Here is a 21,181-nt window from a genome sequence, read left to right on the forward strand (position 1 = left end):
ATGTTGCTGACTTCGTCGAATGCGCCTTCAGCGGTCTGCAGCATGGAAGTGGCATCAGAGATGTTACGCTGAGCAACAGCCATACCGTTGGTCTGGCCCTGCAGACGGGTGGCAATCTGCATACCAGCGGCATCGTCAGAGGCAGAGTTGATACGTTTACCGGTACCCAGACGCTCCATGGAAGTGGAAAGCAGGCTATTCGCCTGGTTCAGGGCATTGGTGGAAGACATTGCTGCAGAGTTAGTAAAAAGGGAAAGTGCCATAGTATTTATCTCCTGAAGAAACCGGCGTATCCGGCTTTCCTGTTGTGTACTGAGATAAAACGACACGGGGAGAGGGGAAATTAAATTTTATTTTGATAATTTTAAAAGGGAATAAAAATCAGTCGGTTGTCGTGCAGATTTGGTAGGCCGGGTAAGGCGCAAGCCGCCACCCGGCAAAGGAAAGGATCAGGCTAAAGTTCCGACCACGCTCAGTTCGCTGTCTTCCGGGATCTCGTTGTAAGAGAGAATATTCAGGCCGGAAGCAAACAGGCGACCATAACGGGAAATCAACGGACGCAGCTGAGGGGTCACCAGCAGCACAGGCGACAGCCCTTTGGCTTTCATCTGCTCTTCAATCACTGGCATGTTGTTTTGCAACTGGGTCAAAATATTCGGGTCGACCGGGAAGCTGTCGAGCGAGACTTTCCCGGCTTGCTGTGACTGGTTCAGGGCTGACAGCAAAATATTTTCAAGTTGGTTTTCCATGGTGAACACCGGCAGCTTGCGCTTATCGCCATTGATGTTGTTCACAATGGCGCGACGCAGGGCGTAGCGCACGTCTGAGGTCAGCAACAGCGGATCTTTGGTCATCGTGGCACTGTCGATAAGCGTAGTAGCGATAGTGACAATGTCCTTCAACGACACATTTTCCAGCAATAGCTGACGGTAAACCCGCAACAACTGGCTGTGGTTCAGCGCATTCCCCAAATCTTCAGCCAGCTTCGGGGCCAGCGCAGAAAGGCGGCCGTGCAGATGCGTAATGTCGTCGTAGTTAAACAAGTCCGGCAGGTTTTCGCGCGCAATACGGTTGATGTGGGTGGCCACCACGCTGGCGCAATCCACCACCTGATAACCCAGATTCAGCGCTTCGGCACGCTGATTGTGGTCAATCCACACAATCGACATGCCATAAGCCGGGTCAACATCCAGCACGCCATCAATATCGCCGTAGGTTTCGGTGCCAGGGATCGCCATCAGTTTATCGGCATGCACTTCGCCCATCGCCCGACGAATGCCGTTGATGTGAATCGCATACTGCGCAGGTTTAAGGCGGAAGTTTTCACGGATACGAATTTCAGGCAGCAGTACGCCGCAGTTTTCCGATACCACTTGCCGCACGCCGCGCACGCGCTGTGAAAGCTGATTCCCTTGCGCCGCATCCACCAACGCCACAAGTTTATAGCCAAGGTTCAGACCAATCGGTTCGACCATCGGAATGCTGTCCCAACTGATGTCGGGCATCTTGTCATTGCTGAGTGTATCGTTGATGGCGGCAAAATCGTCCTCTTTCGTCGCAGCGGGTTTGACCTCTTTACCCTGACGCCAGGCAACAAAACAGAGGATCGCCGTGAAGCTCAGGAAGGCGATGTGCGGCATGTTTGGCACAATCGCCAACACGAAGAGAATAAACGCCGCGGTGTAGAGCACGGCAGGTTTCGCCAACAGCTGGGATTTGATTTCCTGGCTGACGTCGTTGCCATCGCTGACGCGAGTCACGATGATCGCCGCCGCGGTGGAGAGCAGCAGGGAAGGGATCTGCGCGACCAGACCATCACCGATGGTCAGCAGAACGTAGGTCTGGAAAGCGTGCGAAGCATCAAGGCCATGCTTGAAGATCCCGATACAGATCCCGCCGAGCACGTTGATGATAAGAACCATGATCCCGGCGACGGCATCCCCACGCACGAACTTGGACGCACCGTCCATCGCACCGTAGAAATCTGCTTCACGCGCAACGTCTTTTCGCCGCTCACGCGCTTGCTGCTGGTTGATCAACCCGGCATTGAGATCGGCATCAATCGCCATCTGCTTACCAGGCAGGGCATCCAGCGTAAAGCGAGCCGACACTTCCGAGATACGCTCGGCCCCTTTGGTGACCACCACGAAGTTGATGATCATCAGGATCACAAACACCACGAAGCCGACCACGAAGTCGCCGCCAATCACCACCTGCCCGAAGGCTTCAATGACCTTACCGGCAGCGCCTTCACCTTCATGACCGTGCAGCAGCACCACACGTGTCGACGCCACGTTGAGCGAGAGTCGCATTAATGTGGTTATCAACAGCACCGTTGGGAACACTGCAAAATCGAGCGGGCGCTGGGAGTTGATCGACACCAGCAGAATAAGCACCGCCAGCACGATGTTGAAGGTGAACAATACGTCCAGCATCATCGGTGACAGTGGCAAAATCACCATTGCCAGCACGCTCAGGATCAGCACAGGTACGCCCACGCGCCCCTGCTTCAGAATGGCAAGCTTCTGCTGAAAGTTACTGTTTGCCATGTTCGTCTAACACCTCTTTCGGGAGTGATATTTGCCTGTTCAGGCGGGGTTTTGCTTTGTTTTTGCCGGTACGCCAGGACTTCAGCTGCATCACATAAGTCAGGACGTGGGCAATGGCGCGGAACAGCTGCGCCGGAATTTGTTGGTTCACACGGGTGGTGTGGTACACGGCACGCGCCAGCGGCGGAAATTCCACCACTTCCACATCGTGCGATTTCGCGACTTCACGGATATAGAGCGCGATGTCATCCACGCCTTTTGCCACGATATACGGTGCCTGGGCTTTTTTCGGATCGTATTTCAGCGCCACGGCGTAGTGCGTCGGGTTGGTAATCACCACGTCGGCGGTCGGCACTTTACGGCTGATCTGGCCCATCGCCATCTGGCGCTGCAACTGGCGAATGCGCCCTTTAATTTGTGGGTTACCGTCGTTGTTCTTGTGCTCTTCTTTCACTTCTTGCTTGGTCATGCGCATCTTTTTGGTGAACATGAATTTGCTGAGCGGCACATCGATAACGGCGAACAGGACGATCACGGCGATAAAGTTACTGATGACGCCGTGAAAAATGTCGAATCCCCGGTAAACCGCCTGATTCAGCCAAAGACGCTGCAAGAACAGCATGGGCTCCATCTGCTTGTGGATGGCGTGATACATAATGCCCAGCAGGATGCCGCACTTGAGGATCATTTTCGCCAGTTCAACGAAATGGTTACTGTCAAACAGGCGCTTGATGCCACTTAATGGGCTGATTTTCTTAAAGTCAGGCTTCAGTTTTGCAATGCTAAACATAAAGCCGCCCGGCACCAGGCTTGCAATAATGCAGGCTATTGGAATCGGTGTCAGCGAGGCGATAATGCGCAGCATGATGTGCACCTGGGTCAGCAAAAACTGGTTCAGGGCGCCGGGGTCGTCGAGTTTGCCCGCCATCATGCCCACCGCTGTGAACGACTCGCCAATCAACGTTTTGTACCACGGCATAAAGGCCGTGATGGTCATGAATGAGGCCACCAGACCGACCGCCATGGTCAGGTCTTTGGAGCGTGGGATATCCCCTTTTTCACGCGCTTTGCGTAATTTGCCCGAGGTGGGTTTTTCGCTTTTATCTCCCGACATCAGTAGTTCCTTACCGCATCCAGCTTCGCGAGGATTTCATTGGTCAGGTTGAGGTAGTGATCGGGAATATTGGTCATCATCATCGACACGCACAGCAGGCCAAACAGCATGCTGATGGGAAAGCCGAGGGAAAACAGGTTCAGCGAAGGTGAAATACGGTTAAGCAGGCCAAAGCCGCCTTGCACAATCATCATCACGAAGGTGGTGGGCAGGGCGATGAGCGTGGCAGTCGAAATAATCCAGCCGAAGCTCTCGACCAGTAATGTCAGGGTCGGGCGATTCAATGCCTCGCCAATCGGCCAGTAGGTAAAACTTTTGTACAGCACGGTCACCAACAGCAGATGGCCGTTCATGATGAAAAACAGCAGCGTGGCAAAAATAGTAATAATTTCAGAGATGACGGGCGTGTTGACGCCGTTCACCGGGTCGTTCATGGTCGCCATGCCCAGACCCATATTCATCGCCAGAATTTGCCCGGCGGTTTGCAGCGCCGTAAACACCAGACGCAGAATCAGCCCGAACAGCATCCCCCAAAGTAATTGCTCACCGACCAGCAACACGGTGCGCATTGAGAGCAATTCGCTCAGCATCACCTGTTTGTGCAGCATCGGGGTGATGATGATCGACAGCATCAGGGCGAGCGCCACGCGCGAACGGCGCGAAAAGGCGTGGCTATCCAGCACCGGGGCGAAATGCAGCAGCGCCAGAATGCGAAAGAACGGCAGCAGCAGCGCCAGCAGTGGCGTGTAGAGGGTCTGAATCTGAATGCCCATGGTGTTAACTCACCAGCGTAGCGGCCTGGTGGAAAATATTGATTGTGAAATCCACCAGTTGAGTGAGTATCCATTTCCCGCCAAACACCAGCACACCAAGGGAAACCACGAGTCTCGGCAGGAAGCTAAGGGTCTGTTCGTTGATTTGCGTCACCGCCTGAAACACGCTGACGCACAGGCCGACAATCAGGCTCGGGACAATCACCACGGCGGACACGATCAGCACCAGGCGAACGCCTGCGGCAACCACATCGCCCGCAATGTCCATGTTCATCATGATTACAGCCCTCTGACGCTGGCAGTCAGCGTGCCGACAATCAGCGTCCAGCCGTCGCAGAGCACGAACAGCATCAGTTTAAACGGCAGGGAGACAATCAGCGGTGACAGCATCATCATGCCCATCGCCATCAAAATGCTCGCCACAATCAGGTCGATGACCAGGAACGGGATGTAAATCATAAACCCAATCTGGAAGGCGGTTTTCAGCTCGCTCAGCAGATAAGCCGGTGTGACGACCGTCAGGTCTTGATCTTTGGCATCGCCTTTCACACCGGCGATATCCATCATCTGCGCCATCGCTTTGTTGTTGGTCTGCGACAGCATGAATTTTTTCATCGGCACTTCGGCCGTCGCCAGCGCCTGAGGCAGAGTCATCTCGTTGTTCTGAAAAGGGATAACCGCTTCCTGATAGATTTTGGTCCACACCGGGTGCATCACCAGCAGCGTTAGCGCCAGTGCAATACCGGTCAGCACTTTGTTCGGCGGGCTTTGTTGCAGGCCCATCGCCTGACGCAGAATAGCCAGCACAATGATGAAACGCGTAAAGCAGGTCATCATCAGCACCATAATCGGCAGCAGACCCAGCAGGGTCATCATGATTAAGATTTCAATCTTAACGCTGTAATCCTGGCCGGCCTGAGTGGCGGTCGAGCTGAACAAAGTGATATCGCCGTTGGCAGCCATTGCCCACGGCGAAAACAGCAGCCCGATGGCCAAAAGCGTGGCCAGGCCGCTGCGGGAAAGGACGCGTTTCATCGGGTTAATTCGCCGAGATCTTTGGTGTTAAATTCGAGAATGCGCAGGCCATACTTGTCGTTCAGCATCACCACTTCTGCTTTGCCGAACAGAATGCCGTTCACTTTGATGTCCAGCGGTTCACCGGCCAGTTTGTCCAGTTCCACCACCGAGTCATTGTTCAGGGTCATCAGTTCTGCCAGCGAAATATGTGCCGAAGCCACTTCGAGGGTCAGCACCACAGGAATGCGGCTGAACAGCGACATCTTCTGCATCTCGCTCATGCCAGGCGTCGGGGCGGCATCGGGCTGAATATCCATGCGGATATTGCCTTCAACAGTCTCTTCTTGCTCAAACTCATTGAGATTCAGATCGCCGAGATCCAGACTTTGGCCAAACTCTTGTTGCAAATCACTCATATTGTTTCTCAACCGTACTGCCAGACAGGTCACTCAGGAAAAGTTTGCCGCGATCTTCGGCTATCTCCGCATCGAAGATCTGTTCCTTACCGATGAACACGGGAACTGGCTCATTAATGAAAATAGGGATGATGTCCCCTGGTTTTAAATCTGAAAGCTGGGCTACCGTCAGGTTGAGGTTAGCCAGCCGGGCATTCAGCGTTAACGGAAGGCAATGGAACATGCTTTCTATCTGCGCAGGCGTTGGCGACTCGGGTGGATTTTCCCCGTTTTCAATGGCGCTGCTGCGCAGTTGGGCGAGGTAGTGATCCACATGCTTTTCATCAAAAAGCAGCGTGAAGGTGCCATGTTCATAGCCGGCAAGCGTGTAGGTAATGCTCCACGCCCAATTATTGATAACCACTGAATTATCCGTTTTGATATCCAGCTTGCTGCCGAAGCTTTCTTCGTCCACTAACAGGCAGGTGAGTTCTTTGCCTATTTTGACCTTTAACCGTTCTTCTGTTTTGGTGACTTTTTCATCTTCAACCTGAGGCTCCACATCGCTGTCATCGCGCAGGCCATAGTAGTCGTAGAGAATATTCAGCAATAAAGGACGCTCAATGCTGATGGCGATATACCCATATTGGGTCGAAAAAATCTGCGTGTTTTTAAAACTCTGATCAATGCCAAAGTGCAGGTTCTTTAACGCCACATTGACCCGCAGCTTTTTTAAGAAATAAATGCTGAGCTGCGAATCGGTAATATCGAAGCGGTCATTAATGATTTTTGGCAATTTATGCCAGGGACGCCCCAGTTTTTGCGCATCCAGGGTCGTCACTTCTGGAAGTGCATCGCTGTGATAAATCCTGAATGTCTGTGATGCTGGGTTCATGGCTCTATTCGCTAAGTCTGAAACGTGATATTAGCCCGAATAAAAGGAAAGTCGTTTTCCTTTTTCGTGGGACACGTGCGTGAATGAATGACGCAATACTGACTGTGACAATAAACAGCAGATGTGGGTGCTAATAAATGTTGAACGATTAAACCGTTTTTCTTCCGCTCGGGCAAGGTCTGTTTCGTTATTATTCTATTATTTAGAAAGCGTAATTTAAGATTAATAACTTTGCATAAACATATGATTTTTATGGATTAATATTTTAATATCGCTAAAAAATTAAGACTAATCCAATGGGGAAGGTATAGTTCCTCCTGATTGAAATCCAGAGGCGCTTCGTCACTTCCGTGTCACGTCAACAATAGCGCGTTCGACAGAGTTAAATGTATTTTGCCTGGTGTGTTCTCTTGTGAGTGGCCAGAGAATTTATTTTAACGTATTACCAATAAATTGGTGAGCTAATATGAATTTGTTTTCTGAACACGAAGTCAGTAAAGAAAGTGGATTTGTTGCCAGTGCGGCACAAAGTAAAAGTGTATTTTCTTTAGCTCGACGTGTTGCGCAATATAATGTGGCAGTGCTGATCACGGGTGAGACAGGGACCGGGAAAGAGTGTATTGCAAAATATATTCATGAAAGTGCGGGCAACCCTGATGCGCCGTATATCGGTGTGAACTGCGCTGCCATTCCAGAAAGTATGCTGGAAGCCATCTTATTTGGTTATGAGAAAGGTGCGTTTACCGGCGCAGTGACCAGCGTGGCAGGGAAATTCGAACAGGCGAACGGCGGGACGTTATTACTGGATGAAATCGGTGATATGCCTTTGGCGTTGCAGGCGAAATTACTGCGTGTGCTTCAGGAGCAGGAAGTCGAACGTCTGGGCAGCCCGAAGCGTATTCCTCTCGATATTCGCCTGATTGCCTCCACCAACAAAGATTTGCAGGTTGAAATTGCCGAAGGCCGTTTTCGTCAGGATCTCTTTTACCGTATCGCGGTGGTGCCTATCAACATCACGCCGCTGCGTGAGCGCAAGCAGGACATCATTCCGCTGGCCTCGCGGTTTATTGCCAAATACGAAGCGTTCCACAATGGCGAAATTCAGTTGAGCGATGAAACCTGGCAATCACTGCTGGCCTACGATTGGCCGGGGAATGTGCGTGAGCTGGAGAACGTGATCCAGCGTGGGATCATCCTCAGCAACGGCAAAGAAATCACCGCCAAAGACTTTGGTCTGACCCCGGTGAACAGTGATCTTTCACTGGTGAACAAAATCAGTGAAAGCCTGCCCGCCTACCACGATCAAAAATCCACCTCGGAAATTCAAAACGTGAAGCTGCACGGTCGGATGGCGGAGTACCAGTACATCATCGACCTGCTAAAACGGAACAACGGTAACAAATCACGCACCGCAGAGTTTCTGGGCATCACGCCCCGGGCTTTGCGCTACCGCCTGGCGTCAATGCGGGAAGAAGGGATCGATATTGTCGCGTTTAGCTAACAATTAAGGACGAACACATGGACAAGATTAGCGCTATCGGTATCAACACCGAACAACAAACGCTGCTTAAGCAGATGTCGCAAATGGCCTCGCAGGCGGGTGTTTCCTCACTGGATATGCCGGTGATGGCAGCCGATCCCAGCTTTGCGACCAGGGCGACCAGCAACACCTCTTTTGCCAACGTGCTGAACCAGGCTATCGACAACGTCGACGGGCTGCAAAAAAGTGCGGATGCGAAACAGCAAGCCATCGATATGGGTCAGAGCGACGATCTGGCCGGAGCCATGATTGAATCCCAGAAGGCCAGCGTGTCGTTTAGCGCCATGGTACAGGTTCGCAACAAGCTGACCTCGGCCCTGGATGAAGTCATGAATCTCCCTCTCTAAGGTTCACAGAAAGTGTTAAACAAGTTAAAAGCGCAATTCGCTTCGCTGCCCGTTCCTGAAGCGCTGAAAAATCCCCGCTGGCTGATGATCGCCGGCGGTGTCGTGCTGGCCGGAGGGATTGTCTTTTCACTCTGGAACAGCGATCGCGGTTATGTCGCGCTGTACGGACATCAGGAAGATATTCCTGTCGCGCAGGTGGTCGAAGTCCTCGGCACAGAAAACATTCCTTATCGTATCAATCCGGATAACGGTCAGATCCTGATCGCGGAAAACCGACTGCCTGCCGCGCGTATGGCGCTGGCGGCGAAAGGGATCACGGCAATTAAACCTGATGGCTACAACCTGATGGATAAGGACGAGATGCTCGGCAGCAGCCAGTTTATTCAGAACGTGCGTTATAAACGCAGTCTGGAAGGCGAGCTGGCGCAGAGCATCATGTCGCTCGATCCGGTTGAGCAGGCTCGTGTGCATTTGGGCATCACCGAAGGCAGTTCGTTTGTGATGAACAACAAGCCGGACAGCAGCGCTTCAGTGATGCTCAAACTCCGCTACGGCACGCACCTGACGGATGAGCAGGTCGGCGCGATTGTGCAAATGGTCGCAGGCAGCATGCCGGGCATGTTGGGCAAAAACGTTCGCGTGGTCGATCAGGCAGGGAATTTGCTGTCAGAAAACTATCAGGGCGGCGCTGAAAATCTGGTCAACGTGCGGCGTGGTACCGAAGCCGCCGATCGCGTGAAGCAGGAAACCACTAAAAACATTTCCAGTCTGCTGATCCCGCTGGTCGGGCAGGGCAACTTCCGTATCAGCGTTACGCCAACGATGGATCTGAGCAGCGTCGAAGAGACTCAGGAACATTACGGCAAAGACCCGCGCATCAGCGATGAAAACGTCTCTAAAGAGAACACCACCAACCAGTTGGCGTTAGGCGTTCCGGGCTCGCTGAGCAACCGTCCGATCCCTGTTCCGGGGGCAGCCGCATTGCCACCGGGTGCAGCGGCACAGGCGAATAACCAGAAATCAAACCCAAGCTCGCTCTCCAGCCGTAGTCAGGAACAGCGCAAATATACTTACGATCGCGATATTCGCCATATCCGCCATCCGGGATATCACCTCGAAAAATTGCAGGTCGCCGTTGCGCTTAACAAGCTCGCGCCGGGGCTGAAAAGCATGCCGCCGGGGCAACTGGAATCCATCACACGCATGGTGGAAGAAGCGGCAGGTATCAACAAATCACGCGGCGATTCCTTGACGCTCGACACGCTGAGCTTTGTTCAGCCGCCGGACTACACACCGCCGCCGCTGAAATGGTGGGAAGACCCGTCCATTCAGCACTGGGGCGAAATGGGTGGCATTGGCCTGCTGGCGCTGTTGACGCTGTTGTTTGGCGTGCGTCCTTTGGTGAAACGTGTGACCACGCAACGTCAGGAATTGCTGACCGCCAGCAACGCGGCATTGCAAGCCACGGAAGCGACAGAGATGGATGGCGCACCGACCAGGGATTCTCCGCTGTCGTTGACGCACTCCTTCCCGTCAGATATTGCGTTGCCGCCACAGGGTTCCGGCCTTGAGGACAAAGTGGAGTATCTGCAAATGATTGCCGAGAGCGAAACCGAGCGTGTCGCTGAAGTCTTAAAACAATGGGTGAACAGTAATGAGCGAAGCAACGGCCAGAAGTAACACTAAAAGCGGTTCCCGCAGCCGTCTGGATCAGGCTGCTATCCTCCTGCTGAGCATCGGTGAAGATGCGGCAGCGAAAGTGATGCAAAAGATGAGCCGCGAAGAAGTGGTGCTGCTAAGCGAAACGATGGCTCGTTTGCATGACGTGAAGCTGGTGCATGCGCGTAACGCGCTGAACACGTTCTTCGAAGAGTATTCCGAGCAGAGTGGCATCAACGGTGCTTCGCGCAGCTATCTTAAAGGCATTCTGGAAAAAGCGCTGGGCGGTGAAATTGCCCGCAGCGTGATCAACGGCATTTACGGCGATGAGATTCGCCACCGTATGGCGCGCCTGCAATGGGTTGATACACCACAGCTGGCGGCGCTGATTGCACAGGAACACCTGCAATTGCAGGCCGTGTTCCTCGCATTTTTGCCGCCGGACGTGGCAGCCAGCGTGCTGAGCTCGCTGCCGGAAGAGCGTCGCGATGAAATTGTCTATCGCGTGGCGCGTCTGGATGATGTGAACCCGGACGTTATCGATGAACTCGAACGTCTGGTGGAACGTGGTGTGGCCGTGCTTTCCGAACACGGTTCGAAAGTGGTCGGCATTAAACATGCGGCCAACATCGTGAACCGCATCGCCGATAATCAGCAGGTGCTGCTGGATCAGTTGCGTGAGCGTGACAGCGACGTGCTGGAGCAAATTACCGACGAAATGTACGAATTCTTCATCCTCAGCCGTCAGTCGCAGCAGACCATTCAGCGTCTGCTGGAAGAAGTGCCGATGGAAGAGTGGGCGATTGCCCTGAAAGGCACCGAGCCGGTGCTGCGCCAGGTGATTTACAACGCCATGCCAAAACGTCAGGTGACGCTGCTGGAAAGCACCACTTCGCGCCTTGGCCCCGTGCCAGTCAGCCGTATCGAGCAGGTGCGTAAAGACATCATGGGCCTGGTTCGCCAACTTGCGGAAGAGGGGGATATTCAGGTGCAGCTCTTTGCGGAAGCGACGGTGGAGTAACCGATGTTCAAGAAACGCACTTTGTCGCTGGACAGCCTGACTCCGCGTCGCAAAGCGGTAGTGAAACCGCGCTTATATAAATTCCCGCCGCTGAAAAAAAGCTGGCAGAAGAACGCCGTTGAACAGGTCGCAAGTGATGAGTCGGGCCTCGATCCTGAAGCTTTCGAACAGCAATTGACGCAGGGCTTTAACGACGGCCTGAACCGCGGTTTTGCTCAGGGTATGGAAGAGGGCAAAGAAGAAGGTTATCAGGAAGGCGCTCGTCTTGGTTTCGACGAAGGGATGCGCAAAGGTCTGGTCGAAGGCAAAGTGCAGGCGCGTCAGCAGTTTCAGGAAGCGGCACAGCCTGTCGATTCCATGATTGATCAGCTGGAGTCCTTTCTGGCGAACCTTGAAGTTCGCCGCCGTGAAGAGCTGCTGCAACTGGTGGAAAAAGTCTCTCGCCAGGTGATCCGCTGCGAACTGACGCTGCATCCTACTCAGCTTTTGACGCTGGTCGAAGAAGCGCTGACCAGTCTGCCTCAGCAGCCCGATCAGGTGAAAGTACTGCTCAATAGTGAAGAATATCGCCGCATCAGTGACACCGAACCGGAGAAAGCCCAACAGTGGGGCTTAGTCGCAGACCCCGATCTCGAACCGGGCGAATGCCGGGTTATCACGGAATCCGCTGAAATGGACATTGGCTGCGAGCATCGCCTGAATCAGTGCATGACTGCGCTGAAAGAGAACCTGCTGCCGGAAGCGCAGAATGAGTGATTTTGATTTCGAGCAGGCGCTGCGCTCCATCGACAATATCAACCTCGCGCGCGTGGCGGGGAGGCTGGTACGCGCTAATGGCATTTTATTGGAAGCGGTCGGTTGCCGTCTGGCAGTCGGCCAGATGTGCCGTATTGAATCCGACGACCATGAGCTAATTGATGCGCAAGTCGTGGGGTTTGACCGCGATGTGACCTACCTGATGCCCTTCAAACAGTGCTCCGGCATGATCAGCGGTGCTCGCGTTTTTCCGGCTGAGAAGCAGGAAAGCGTGATGATTGGCGATCAGTGGCTCGGGCGCGTGGTAAATGGTCTTGCCGAACCGATGGACGACAAGGGCAAACTTACCGGCGACACACCTTTGCTGACTCAGGCACCGCAGGTGCATCCGCTGAAACGCCAGCCGGTGAACACACCGCTGGACGTTGGCGTGCGTGCCATTAACGGCATGCTGACCATCGGCAAAGGCCAGCGCGTCGGTCTGATGGCGGGCAGCGGCGTAGGGAAAAGTGTGCTGCTCGGTATGATCACCCGCTTCACTCAGGCGGAAGTGGTTGTGGTCGGGCTGATTGGAGAACGTGGCCGTGAAGTCAAAGAATTTATTGAAGAAGCGTTGCAGGAAGCGGGCCTTAAGAAGTCGGTCATTGTGGCGGCACCTGCAGACGAATCCCCCCTCATGCGTATTAAAGCCACCGAGTTATGCCACAGCATTGCCAGTCATTTTCGCGATAAAGGCAAAGACGTACTGCTGCTGGTCGACTCCCTGACGCGCTACGCCATGGCACAAAGGGAAATCGCGTTGTCATTAGGCGAGCCGCCTGCGACCAAAGGATATCCGCCTTCAGCTTTTGGCATGATCCCACGACTGGTGGAAAGCGCCGGGAACAGTGAAAGTCTGGGCTCGATGACCGCCATTTATACCGTTCTGGCGGAAGGTGACGATCAGCAAGATCCGATCGTTGACTGCGCACGTGCGGTGCTTGATGGGCATATTGTGTTGTCTCGCCAGTTGGCGGAGTCCGGACACTATCCGGCAATAGATATCGGCCAATCGATCAGCCGCTGTATGAGTCAGGTGACGTCAAGCGATCACCGTAAAGCGGCCATCAACCTGAAGCAGCTTTATGCCGAGTACCAGAATATTAAACCGCTGATCCCGTTGGGCGGCTATGTGGCAGGTGCTGATCCTCTGGCCGATAAAGCGGTGAAACTGGCGCCAGCCATTGCCCGATTCCTTCAGCAGCAGGTGCACGATGCCTCACTGCTGGATCAAACCCTGACAGACCTGAAAACCCTCGCCCAGGCGGGCTAAGGAAAGCAATGAGCAGGATGATTACCACCCTGGAACAGTTAAAGCGCCTTCGTCATCAGGCCGTGGATGACTTGACCACCAAACTGACCCAGCAACAGCAAATCAGCAACCGCTGCGGGCGCAATATCGACACGTTGAATTCACTGGCGGGCAGTGTCACCAGTGAAGGGCTGCTGGATGCCACCATGATGGTGAACCACTCGGCCTACAAAAGTAATATTCAACGCGTGGTGAACTGGCAAAAACAGCAGCAGGCGCTGGCGGAAGCCGAAGCGCGCCAGTTAAAGCTCAAGCTGCTGGTGGAAGCGAAGCGGGAGAAAAGCGTGGAGTTACTGCTGGATATGCGCCGCGATGAACTGCGTGCCGAACAAGACAGACGAGATCAAAAGCAGACGGATGCGGCCTCAGCGCAATGCTGGTTGCGTCAGCATCAGGGGCGGTAATCCTTTGGGCAAAAATATGCCGATTTAGGTAGAATTGTTCCGTCCACTTTATGACCTGCTTTCCCCTGTTATCTGGTTGCACGTGAACGGGTTAAGGGAGCCTCTCGCGGCTCCCTTAACAATCCCTGCGACCCCGCGAATGAAACCGGTGCTTTGCACTCCCCTCCCTGACAACCATCTGCCTAAGGTCGGCTCGACTCGACGTCCATGTCTCATTTCGCCTCAGTCCGCCATCCATGGCGGCCTGACCTTGTCATCTGGTCGTCAGCTCGGCGGTTTCAGCGGGGAGCAACACCAGCGCCCACTGAAGCCGATGTGGTGGGTTTTGGTCCGGCTGAAAATCGCCTCAACCTTCAGCGACTGGCCGGGGCAGCCCGCATGGATGCGGGCTGAGGGCGTGACTTACAGGGACGTTGCATCTCGCCCGACCCGATTAGCCCGTTGCTGAAGGTTGAGGTTCCGTGAAGCGGCGATTTTCTTTTGCCGGGAGCCGGGATTGCTAAGGGAATGGCGGTGAATTCCCTTAGCACGTTCACCGCAGCGGGGATTACACAGTAGCAATGGACTTATAGTGAACGGAACGATTCCACTGCTGCTTTATATACGCTTATTTCTGGGGCCCCTCAGCCTGTGTAAAGTCCGGAGACATGTTGAACACTTGTTCGGGGACATGGTAGACACATATAACTGAGGCGTAAGCCGATTTACACCTGCTGATACAGCCAGTTCTCCGGCTCACTCACGTTGAGCAGATTTTGCAGAATGTCATTTTGCATATTCAGTAACATGCCGTTGGCATCGTTGGCCATTTTGCAGGTGGCGGCGTTGTCTTCCAGATCGGCCCAGAGCTGTTTTACCTGGTTCTGCCAGTTTTCAGGCAGACGAGAAAAGAGCATCTTTAACCCTTTCACACCAACCGGAATGCCCAGCGCTTTCAACAGACGGTGGCGTTTCTGGCTGTGAGCGGAAAGCTGTTGGTACAGGGTAATGATCTCCTGATTGACCATTTCCAGCACCGCCACGTCGCGCAGAATAATGCCTTCCCTCTGCGCTTCAAGACGATCGCGCAGAAGGGTATAGAGGTTACGATCCGCAACCATGTCCTGAATCAGCGTTTTCACACTCTCGCTGGCGTTACTCATACGGTGTTATCCCTGGTAGTACTTCTGCATCGCAACAGTCAGTTCATCAATATTGATACCGATCTGCCCTTTGCTGATGGCTTCTTTCATTTCAGCCACACGATCCATGTCGATTTCTGGCATGGCGGAGAGCTGCGATTGTGCTTCACCCAAAACAGGGTCGATAGCGCCCGGCTTCTGCGTTTTCTGCACTGTAACGCTTGCTTTCACGTCGTTGTTTTTCGCCAACTGTTTTGTGTCGATGGCTGAGACAGTGGTGTACTGCGAAGCGGTGACTTTCATTTTCAAACCCCATTCCCGGTATTAGATAGTGATGCAGTGCTTTGTTCTTTTTGTGAAGCAATTCCCCTGCAACTGAGTAAAGCGGCGCACCGGGTAGAAAACTTAACTGCGAGCGTAAAATTTTTATTTAGCAGAAACTGCAACGGTCTTCACCACGCCGAAGTCGGTCACCCGGGCGCTGACCTGCTGGCCGCTGCTCTCGTTTTTTACTTTGATAATCTCGCCGCGACGGCCTTTCTTCATCGCAAAACCGGTGGTTTGCGCGGTCACGCCATCTTGCGAGGCAATCATCGCCACGCGTTGTCCGCGTTCTACCATGACGGGTGCTTCGAGCATGCTTTGGGTGATGGGCGTCATTTCACGCAAACGGCGTTTTACCGTTAGTCCAACCACGTCATCCACGCGCCAGACGATATCGCTGCGCGCTCCCGTCACGTTGTATTTCTTTAGCGTTAAATCTTCTTCACTCACGACATGACCGCGCTCCAGCGTGGCGTTTGCCATCACGACGGGCATCGAAATATCCGGTTTGACGGTCACGCTGCTGTTCCAGCCCGGCGTGCCTTCACAGCGTAAATCAATCCTCAGACGGCTTAAGTTAACGCGGCCATTTTCGGCAGACATGGCTTTGAGTGGCGAAGGGCAGGCTGCCAGTTGCGTGGCTTCAGTGGGCACAAAAATATTGAGTTTGGCGCTGTAGTCATGCCAGCCGCGCTTTTTGGCTTCGCGCTGGATGAGGGTTGTCGCCTGTTTTTGTGCCGCGGCATAGATCTGTTTACGCGCCGTGGTGGGCTGAACATCCGCTCGCGCGACGGGAACTGACAACAGGGTTACCGCGATGAGTGAAAGGAGGAAATGTGTTTTCCCGAATGATCGGTTTTTTTCAGTAATCGTTAAGTTTTTCATGATGTTGAAAAGTTGGCACGCCTATTGCTTAAATGGAGTGTGTCCAGCAAGGCAGGGCAGTGAAATCATCATGAGGAAGTGAATTGTGAGTATTAGTTTTGACAAAGCATTAGGTGTTCATCCCCACGCTGTAGCAGTCCGTCTTGACCGGGCAGAACTGCTTTCAGCGAACCTTGCAAACGTCGATACCCCGAATTTCCAGGCCAAAGATATTGATTTTGCCGAGGAGATGCAACGGTCACAGCACTATTTCACCAATGCATCTTCCCCGGAACTGAAATATCGCGTGCCTTTTCAACCCTCTGAGGACGGCAACACCGTTTCTCTGGATGTTGAGCAGTCTGAATTCGCCCGTAACTCACAGGATTTCCAGGCGAGTCTGACCTTTTTAAACATGAAGTTTGCTGGTCTGAAACAGGCCATCGAAGGCAAGTAATAAGGAAAGGAAACCCGTATGGCTTTTTCTGATATTTACCGTGTTTCCGGTTCTGCGATGTCTGCCCAAACCGTTCGTTTGAACACGGTGGCCAGTAACCTCGCGAACGCTGAAACACCAGCCCAGGCGGAAGGGGATGTGTACAAAGCGCGTCACCCGGTTTTTGCCGCTGTTTATCAGAATGACGAGTTAATGAACGACAACGCGCTGACAGGCGCTCGCGTCCAGGTGCTGGATGTGGTGCAGACCGGACAGTCCGTGAAGCGCTACGAACCGAATCACCCGATGGCGGATGACAACGGCTTCGTTTACTACCCGGACATTAATGTCGTGGAAGAGATGGCAGACATGATGTCCGCCTCACGCAGTTTTGAGACTAACGTCGACGTCCTGAACAACGTGAAAAGCATGCAGCAAAGCCTGCTGCGACTAGGAGAAGCGTAAACATGAACGTTAACAGCACGTCGAACAGCCAGAGCGGCAATGTGGGCGATACCAACACTGTGGTGAGCAACGACACCTCAAGCAGCATGGACACCATGTTTATGCAGCTGCTGGTGGCGCAAATCCAGAACCAGGACCCGCTCAACCCGACCGACGGCACCGAGTACGTCAATCAATTGGCACAACTCACTCAGGTGCAGTCGATGGAAAGCATGTCGCAGATTATGGCCAACAACATGGTGCTGATGGACAACATCCAGACCCTGTCCACCTCAAGCCTGGTGGATCAGAAAGTGATGGTGCAGACCAGTTCGCTGGAAAGCGACGGTGCAACCACCGTGGATGGCCGTCTGACGCTGGATCACGCGTCCAACGTCGTCAACGTCATTCTGAAAGACGAAGCCGGCACCGAGTACAAAATTCCACTGGGTAATCAGGAGCAGGGTCAGGTTGATTTCTCCATCGACCCGGCAGAACTCGGTATGCCAGCCGGAAAATACACGGTCGCCGTGGTGACTGATTCCGGTGATAACGACACCGCTGTCGAGCTTGGCGGCAACGTCGACAACGTCCGTATTCCGCTGGATGGCAGCACCACTGTGCTGAACGTCGCCGGTATCGGCGAAGTGCCTTACAACCATATCTCGCAAATTGGCGAGACAGACGCCTGACGGATCGGGCATTTCAAGACACATTGAGATTAAGAGGGAAATACCATGAGTTCTAACATTGCGATTAGCGGCCTGAATGCCATCAACGAGCAGCTGGATTCTATCTCCAACAACATCGCCAACTCCGGCACCGTGGGCTTTAAATCGGGCCGTGCAGAATTTGCGTCAATGTATGCCGAAGGCCAGCCTTTAGGTGTGGGCGTGACAGGTGTGACAGAAAGCATCAATAAAGGCGGAAGCATTTTTTCCTCCGGTAATGATCTGGACCTGGCGATTAATGGCAGCGGTTTCTTCGTGATGCGCGATTCCAGCGGCTCCACCGCGTATACCCGTGCGGGCTACATGCAAACGGACAGCAACGGCTATCTGGTCAACAACCAGGGAATGCGTTTGCAGGGGTATCCGGTGGATGCGAACGGCGAGCTGCAGGTCGGTTCTGTCGGCGACCTGAAAGTGGCGTCCGGTTCTATTCCGGCGAAAGCGACCACCTCGCTGGATTTCGCCGCCAACTTTGATGCTAACGCGGATGTCCCGGCCACGCCGACGTTCGATCCGGCGGATAACACGTCTTACAACAATACCTACGCCACCCAGGTGCATGACTCCCTGGGCCGTGAACATACGCTGAACCAGTATTACGTGAAAACCGGCGAAAACAGCTGGGACACTTACTACTACATGGACGGCGCGGCGATCTCCAGCCCAAGCCCGCAGGCGATGAGCTTTGATAACCAAGGTCTGCTGACCAGCCCAACGGGCCCGGTGAACCTGAGCGTTCCGGTTGCTGGCGCGGCAGATTTGAGCATCGACGTGAACTACAACGGCACCACGCAGTTCGGCAGCGATTTCTCCGTGAGCCAGAACAACAGCGACGGTTATGCCTCCGGCGAACGTACCGGTCAGATGATCGACGAAGATGGTTCGGTCTACGCCACGTTCTCTAACGGTGAGCGCATGCTGCAGGGCCAGGTGATCCTCGCCAACTTCCCTAACCCGAACGGTTTGCAGTCCACTGACGGCACCACCTGGGTTCAGACGCAGGCTTCTGGTGCGCCAATTTCTGGCACACCGGGTAGCGGCCTGAACGGCTCTCTGACCTCTGGCGCGCTGGAATCTTCCAACGTCGACCTGACGGCGGAACTGGTGAACCTGATGACGGCCCAGCGTAACTATCAGGCCAACACCAAGGTTATCAGCACCGATGACAAGATGATGACGGCTCTGTTCCAGGCGGTGTAATGGATAAGCTCCTCTATACCGCAGTCAGCGGCGCGGCGCGCAACCTTTCCCAACAGCGCATCCACGCCAACAACCTGGCGAACGTGAATACCGAAGGGTTTCGCCAGGATCTGGAACGTGCGCAGTCTGAGCAGGTAATGGGCGAGGGGTATTCCTCTCGTTTCCTGGTTGAACCGCAAAACGGTGGCGTGGACATGACGCCCGGTGCGGTGCGTGAAACGGGGCGCAATCTGGATGTGGCGATCAAAGGCAATGGCCTGATCGCCCTGAATGATGGCAACCGCGAAGTGTATACCCGTAACGGTCAGATGGAAGTCGGCCCGGAAGGCGATTTGCTGATCAACGGGCTGCCAGTGGAAGGGGATAACGGGCCGATCATTCTGCCGACCTTTACCTCTCTGACCATTGGCGACGACGGCATCATCACCATCATTCCGGATGACGGTGAAATCAGTCAGGCGATCGATGTGGATCGCATCAAGCTGGTGGATATCGCCCCGGGGCAATTGCACAAGAACGAAAATGGCCTGCTGATAACCCAGGCCACCGACAATCCTCGCAGCGAAGAGGTGGAAGTGGCTTCGGGTCATCTTGAAACTTCCAACGTGTCGGCGATTGGCGAAATGGTGGCGAGCATCTCGCTTAACCGCCAGTTCGAAGCGCAAATCAAGATGATGAAAGCGGCCGAAGACATGGCCAGTGCAGGAAATCGACTGCTACGGAACTCGTAAGCGGCGGCATAAGAACAAGGAGTCACAATGAATTCAGCATTATGGGTGAGTAAAACCGGCCTGGCGGCAGAAGACGCCAAAATGACCGCGATTTCCAACAACCTGGCGAACGTCAACACGACAGGCTTCAAGCGCGATCGTGTGATGTTTGCCGACCTGTTCTATCAAACCGATCGCGCACCGGGCGGTTTGCTGGATCAACAGAATACGTCGCCAACCGGCATCCAGTACGGCACCGGGGTGAAGATCGTTGGCACGCAGAAAGAGTTCGGCGAAGGCAACATCCAGAACACCGGACAGTCGCTGGACGTGGCCATCACCGGGCAGGGCTTTTTCCAGGTGGAAACGCCGGACGGCGACACCGCCTATACCCGTGCGGGCAACCTGCAACGTAATGCCGATGGCATGATCACTAATGCGCAAGGTTTACCGCTGATCCCGCAGATTGAGCTGCCGGAGAACACCAAAGACATCCAGATTGGCAAAGACGGTACGGTGACCGCCACGGTTGCCGGTGAAGCTGAACCGGTTGAACTGGGGCAGATTACCCTGGTGAACTTCGTCAATCCGGCCGGTCTGGAAGCGGTCGGCGGCAACCTCTACATGGAAACCGCAGCCAGCGGTGAAGCCGTGGAAGGTGTGCCGGGCGAAGAGGCTTTTGGCCAGCTTGAACAAGGCTCGCTCGAAGGCTCCAACGTTCAGGTTGTGGAAGAAATGGTGGACATGATTACCGTTCAGCGTGCTTACGAAATGAACGCCAAGATGGTGTCTGCCGCCGATGACATGCTGAAGTTTGTCACGCAGCAGATGTAATGCCTGCGGCGAAACAGTGAAAGAGATATGAAAAAGCAGTTATTGATTGGAATGCTGGCACTGTTGCTGTCGGGCTGTGAAAGCCCGGCACTGCTGGTCCAGAAAGACGATGCGGCGTTCGCGCCGCCGGAAGATTACGTCCAGCCGCCGACCCAGGTCAAAGGTGGCGGGCTCTACAATTCAGGCTACAACTGGGGTCTGGTGCAGGATCACCGCGCCTATCGCGTGGGCGATATCCTGACGGTTATCCTCGATGAATCGACCCAGTCGAGCAAACAAGCGAAAACCAACTTCGGCAAGAAGAACGATGTCACGATTGGCGTGCCAACGGTGATGGGCAAAACCCTCGACAAGGCTTCTGGCTCTGTCAGCGGCGACCGTAACTTTAACGGCGGTGCCAGTTCACAGCAGCAAAACAGCCTGCGTGGCGCGATTACCGTGGCGATTTACAAAGTGCTGCCCAACGGCGTGCTGGCGGTTCGCGGCGAAAAATGGCTGACCCTCAATCAGGGTGACGAATACCTGCGCGTCACCGGGCTGGTACGTTCTGAAGACATCGAACACGATAACTCGATTTCTTCCCAACGCATTGCCAACGCACGTATCTCTTATGCGGGACGCGGTGCCCTTAGCGATGCCAACTCGGCAGGCTGGCTGACGCGCTTCTTCAACCATCCGCTGTTCCCGATTTAATGG

At 54.0% G+C, this 21,181-nt stretch carries 24 protein-coding genes and 1 pseudogene; 14 read left to right on the forward strand and 11 right to left on the reverse strand.

What is annotated here, in order from left to right:
• From ACI2I2_RS06230 to ACI2I2_RS06265, 8 genes and pseudogenes are all read right to left on the reverse strand, one after another.
• Positions 1-263, reverse strand: a pseudogene (locus ACI2I2_RS06230) (lateral flagellin LafA); the annotation flags it as partial.
• Between the two features lie 186 nt (positions 264-449).
• Positions 450-2,549 carry a flagellar biosynthesis protein FlhA gene (gene flhA, locus ACI2I2_RS06235; protein WP_404657109.1) on the reverse strand — a complete coding sequence of 700 codons (2,100 nt, stop codon included), beginning with the start codon at positions 2,547-2,549 and terminating at the stop codon, positions 450-452.
• Positions 2,536-3,663, reverse strand: a complete 1,128-nt coding sequence (gene flhB, locus ACI2I2_RS06240; protein WP_404657110.1) for a flagellar biosynthesis protein FlhB — start codon at positions 3,661-3,663, stop codon at positions 2,536-2,538. The genes flhA and flhB overlap by 14 nt, the downstream gene beginning before the upstream one ends.
• Positions 3,663-4,436 carry a flagellar biosynthetic protein FliR gene (gene fliR / locus ACI2I2_RS06245; RefSeq protein ID WP_404657111.1) on the reverse strand — a complete coding sequence of 258 codons (774 nt, stop codon included), beginning with the start codon at positions 4,434-4,436 and terminating at the stop codon, positions 3,663-3,665. Before fliR ends, flhB begins: the two co-directional genes overlap by 1 nt.
• Positions 4,437-4,440: 4 nt before the next feature.
• Positions 4,441-4,713: a flagellar biosynthesis protein FliQ gene (gene fliQ / locus ACI2I2_RS06250; RefSeq protein WP_404657112.1), complete on the reverse strand. Its 273-nt coding sequence runs from the start codon at positions 4,711-4,713 to the stop codon at positions 4,441-4,443.
• Between the two features lie 2 nt (positions 4,714-4,715).
• Positions 4,716-5,471 carry a flagellar type III secretion system pore protein FliP gene (gene fliP / locus ACI2I2_RS06255; protein ID WP_404657113.1) on the reverse strand — a complete coding sequence of 252 codons (756 nt, stop codon included), beginning with the start codon at positions 5,469-5,471 and terminating at the stop codon, positions 4,716-4,718.
• The gene (gene fliN, locus ACI2I2_RS06260; protein ID WP_404657114.1) at positions 5,468-5,869 is read right to left on the reverse strand and encodes a flagellar motor switch protein FliN; all 402 of its coding nucleotides are present in this window, start codon (positions 5,867-5,869) and stop codon (positions 5,468-5,470) included. Before fliN ends, fliP begins: the two co-directional genes overlap by 4 nt.
• Positions 5,862-6,743 (reverse strand): FliM/FliN family flagellar motor C-terminal domain-containing protein, encoded by an 882-nt coding sequence (locus tag ACI2I2_RS06265; protein WP_404657115.1) that lies wholly within the window; start codon positions 6,741-6,743, stop codon positions 5,862-5,864. Before ACI2I2_RS06265 ends, fliN begins: the two co-directional genes overlap by 8 nt.
• Before the next feature lie 466 nt (positions 6,744-7,209).
• Between ACI2I2_RS06265 and ACI2I2_RS06270 the strand changes: the two genes are divergently transcribed.
• The 7 genes from ACI2I2_RS06270 to fliJ are packed head-to-tail and all read left to right on the forward strand — an operon-like array spanning position 7,210 to position 13,821.
• On the forward strand, positions 7,210-8,244 hold the full coding sequence (locus ACI2I2_RS06270) for a sigma-54 interaction domain-containing protein (protein ID WP_404657116.1): 1,035 nt from the start codon (positions 7,210-7,212) through the stop codon (positions 8,242-8,244).
• A 17-nt stretch (positions 8,245-8,261) separates the two neighbouring features.
• The gene (fliE, locus tag ACI2I2_RS06275) at positions 8,262-8,630 is read left to right on the forward strand and encodes a flagellar hook-basal body complex protein FliE (RefSeq protein WP_404657117.1); all 369 of its coding nucleotides are present in this window, start codon (positions 8,262-8,264) and stop codon (positions 8,628-8,630) included.
• Positions 8,631-8,642: 12 nt separating this feature from the next.
• Entirely contained in the window at positions 8,643-10,310 is a 1,668-nt protein-coding gene (gene fliF / locus ACI2I2_RS06280; RefSeq protein WP_404657118.1) for a flagellar basal-body MS-ring/collar protein FliF, read from the forward strand.
• Complete coding sequence (locus ACI2I2_RS06285) at positions 10,285-11,310, forward strand: flagellar motor switch protein FliG (RefSeq protein WP_404657119.1); 1,026 nt, start codon at positions 10,285-10,287, stop codon at positions 11,308-11,310. The genes fliF and ACI2I2_RS06285 overlap by 26 nt, the downstream gene beginning before the upstream one ends.
• Positions 11,311-11,313: 3 nt before the next feature.
• A complete protein-coding gene (gene fliH, locus ACI2I2_RS06290; protein ID WP_404657120.1) occupies positions 11,314-12,066 on the forward strand; it encodes a flagellar assembly protein FliH in 753 nt (250 codons plus the stop codon).
• Positions 12,059-13,378, forward strand: coding sequence for a flagellar protein export ATPase FliI (gene fliI / locus ACI2I2_RS06295; protein WP_404657121.1), 1,320 nt, complete (start codon positions 12,059-12,061; stop codon positions 13,376-13,378). Before fliH ends, fliI begins: the two co-directional genes overlap by 8 nt.
• A gap of 8 nt (positions 13,379-13,386) precedes the next feature.
• Entirely contained in the window at positions 13,387-13,821 is a 435-nt protein-coding gene (fliJ, locus tag ACI2I2_RS06300) for a flagellar export protein FliJ (RefSeq protein ID WP_404657122.1), read from the forward strand.
• 704 nt (positions 13,822-14,525) lie between these two features.
• Here fliJ and ACI2I2_RS06305 read toward each other — a convergent pair.
• From ACI2I2_RS06305 to flgA, 3 genes are all read right to left on the reverse strand, one after another.
• Positions 14,526-14,963: a flagellar protein FlgN gene (locus ACI2I2_RS06305; RefSeq protein ID WP_404657123.1), complete on the reverse strand. Its 438-nt coding sequence runs from the start codon at positions 14,961-14,963 to the stop codon at positions 14,526-14,528.
• Positions 14,964-14,969: 6 nt separating this feature from the next.
• Positions 14,970-15,245 (reverse strand): flagellar biosynthesis anti-sigma factor FlgM, encoded by a 276-nt coding sequence (locus tag ACI2I2_RS06310; RefSeq protein ID WP_404657124.1) that lies wholly within the window; start codon positions 15,243-15,245, stop codon positions 14,970-14,972.
• A 123-nt stretch (positions 15,246-15,368) separates the two neighbouring features.
• Complete coding sequence (flgA, locus tag ACI2I2_RS06315; protein ID WP_404657125.1) at positions 15,369-16,070, reverse strand: flagellar basal body P-ring formation chaperone FlgA; 702 nt, start codon at positions 16,068-16,070, stop codon at positions 15,369-15,371.
• A gap of 166 nt (positions 16,071-16,236) precedes the next feature.
• Here flgA and flgB point away from each other — a divergent pair, with 166 nt between their 5' ends.
• The 7 genes from flgB to flgH are packed head-to-tail and all read left to right on the forward strand — an operon-like array spanning position 16,237 to position 21,178.
• A complete protein-coding gene (gene flgB, locus ACI2I2_RS06320; RefSeq protein WP_404657126.1) occupies positions 16,237-16,587 on the forward strand; it encodes a flagellar basal body rod protein FlgB in 351 nt (116 codons plus the stop codon).
• Positions 16,588-16,605: 18 nt separating this feature from the next.
• Positions 16,606-17,031, forward strand: coding sequence for a flagellar basal body rod protein FlgC (gene flgC / locus ACI2I2_RS06325; RefSeq protein WP_404657127.1), 426 nt, complete (start codon positions 16,606-16,608; stop codon positions 17,029-17,031).
• A gap of 2 nt (positions 17,032-17,033) precedes the next feature.
• Positions 17,034-17,702 (forward strand): flagellar hook assembly protein FlgD, encoded by a 669-nt coding sequence (gene flgD / locus ACI2I2_RS06330; protein WP_404657128.1) that lies wholly within the window; start codon positions 17,034-17,036, stop codon positions 17,700-17,702.
• A gap of 45 nt (positions 17,703-17,747) precedes the next feature.
• Positions 17,748-18,941, forward strand: coding sequence for a flagellar hook protein FlgE (gene flgE, locus ACI2I2_RS06335; RefSeq protein WP_404657129.1), 1,194 nt, complete (start codon positions 17,748-17,750; stop codon positions 18,939-18,941).
• Entirely contained in the window at positions 18,941-19,672 is a 732-nt protein-coding gene (locus ACI2I2_RS06340; protein ID WP_404657130.1) for a flagellar basal body rod protein FlgF, read from the forward strand. Before flgE ends, ACI2I2_RS06340 begins: the two co-directional genes overlap by 1 nt.
• A gap of 27 nt (positions 19,673-19,699) precedes the next feature.
• On the forward strand, positions 19,700-20,485 hold the full coding sequence (flgG, locus tag ACI2I2_RS06345) for a flagellar basal-body rod protein FlgG (protein WP_404657131.1): 786 nt from the start codon (positions 19,700-19,702) through the stop codon (positions 20,483-20,485).
• Between the two features lie 27 nt (positions 20,486-20,512).
• Positions 20,513-21,178 (forward strand): flagellar basal body L-ring protein FlgH, encoded by a 666-nt coding sequence (gene flgH / locus ACI2I2_RS06350; RefSeq protein ID WP_404657132.1) that lies wholly within the window; start codon positions 20,513-20,515, stop codon positions 21,176-21,178.
• The last annotated feature ends 3 nt before the right edge of the window (positions 21,179-21,181 follow it).

This window comes from Scandinavium sp. NPDC088450, assembly GCF_044900545.1.
GTDB lineage: Bacteria > Pseudomonadota > Gammaproteobacteria > Enterobacterales > Enterobacteriaceae > Scandinavium.

Coding starts and splice junctions, on each gene's coding strand:
- fliQ (WP_404657112.1), bottom strand. CDS start 4,713: ATGATGAACATGGACATTGCGGGCGATGTGGTTGCCGCAGGCGTTCGC.
- flgE (WP_404657129.1), top strand. CDS start 17,748: ATGAGTTCTAACATTGCGATTAGCGGCCTGAATGCCATCAACGAGCAG.
- fliN (WP_404657114.1), bottom strand. CDS start 5,869: ATGAGTGATTTGCAACAAGAGTTTGGCCAAAGTCTGGATCTCGGCGAT.
- fliP (WP_404657113.1), bottom strand. CDS start 5,471: ATGAAACGCGTCCTTTCCCGCAGCGGCCTGGCCACGCTTTTGGCCATC.
- ACI2I2_RS06305 (WP_404657123.1), bottom strand. CDS start 14,963: ATGAGTAACGCCAGCGAGAGTGTGAAAACGCTGATTCAGGACATGGTT.
- flhB (WP_404657110.1), bottom strand. CDS start 3,663: ATGTCGGGAGATAAAAGCGAAAAACCCACCTCGGGCAAATTACGCAAA.
- ACI2I2_RS06310 (WP_404657124.1), bottom strand. CDS start 15,245: ATGAAAGTCACCGCTTCGCAGTACACCACTGTCTCAGCCATCGACACA.
- ACI2I2_RS06265 (WP_404657115.1), bottom strand. CDS start 6,743: ATGAACCCAGCATCACAGACATTCAGGATTTATCACAGCGATGCACTT.
- fliH (WP_404657120.1), top strand. CDS start 11,314: ATGTTCAAGAAACGCACTTTGTCGCTGGACAGCCTGACTCCGCGTCGC.
- flgD (WP_404657128.1), top strand. CDS start 17,034: ATGAACGTTAACAGCACGTCGAACAGCCAGAGCGGCAATGTGGGCGAT.
- fliI (WP_404657121.1), top strand. CDS start 12,059: ATGAGTGATTTTGATTTCGAGCAGGCGCTGCGCTCCATCGACAATATC.
- flgH (WP_404657132.1), top strand. CDS start 20,513: ATGAAAAAGCAGTTATTGATTGGAATGCTGGCACTGTTGCTGTCGGGC.
- ACI2I2_RS06340 (WP_404657130.1), top strand. CDS start 18,941: ATGGATAAGCTCCTCTATACCGCAGTCAGCGGCGCGGCGCGCAACCTT.
- flgG (WP_404657131.1), top strand. CDS start 19,700: ATGAATTCAGCATTATGGGTGAGTAAAACCGGCCTGGCGGCAGAAGAC.
- fliE (WP_404657117.1), top strand. CDS start 8,262: ATGGACAAGATTAGCGCTATCGGTATCAACACCGAACAACAAACGCTG.
- ACI2I2_RS06270 (WP_404657116.1), top strand. CDS start 7,210: ATGAATTTGTTTTCTGAACACGAAGTCAGTAAAGAAAGTGGATTTGTT.
- flhA (WP_404657109.1), bottom strand. CDS start 2,549: ATGGCAAACAGTAACTTTCAGCAGAAGCTTGCCATTCTGAAGCAGGGG.
- fliR (WP_404657111.1), bottom strand. CDS start 4,436: ATGGGCATTCAGATTCAGACCCTCTACACGCCACTGCTGGCGCTGCTG.
- ACI2I2_RS06285 (WP_404657119.1), top strand. CDS start 10,285: ATGAGCGAAGCAACGGCCAGAAGTAACACTAAAAGCGGTTCCCGCAGC.
- flgC (WP_404657127.1), top strand. CDS start 16,606: ATGGCTTTTTCTGATATTTACCGTGTTTCCGGTTCTGCGATGTCTGCC.
- fliJ (WP_404657122.1), top strand. CDS start 13,387: ATGAGCAGGATGATTACCACCCTGGAACAGTTAAAGCGCCTTCGTCAT.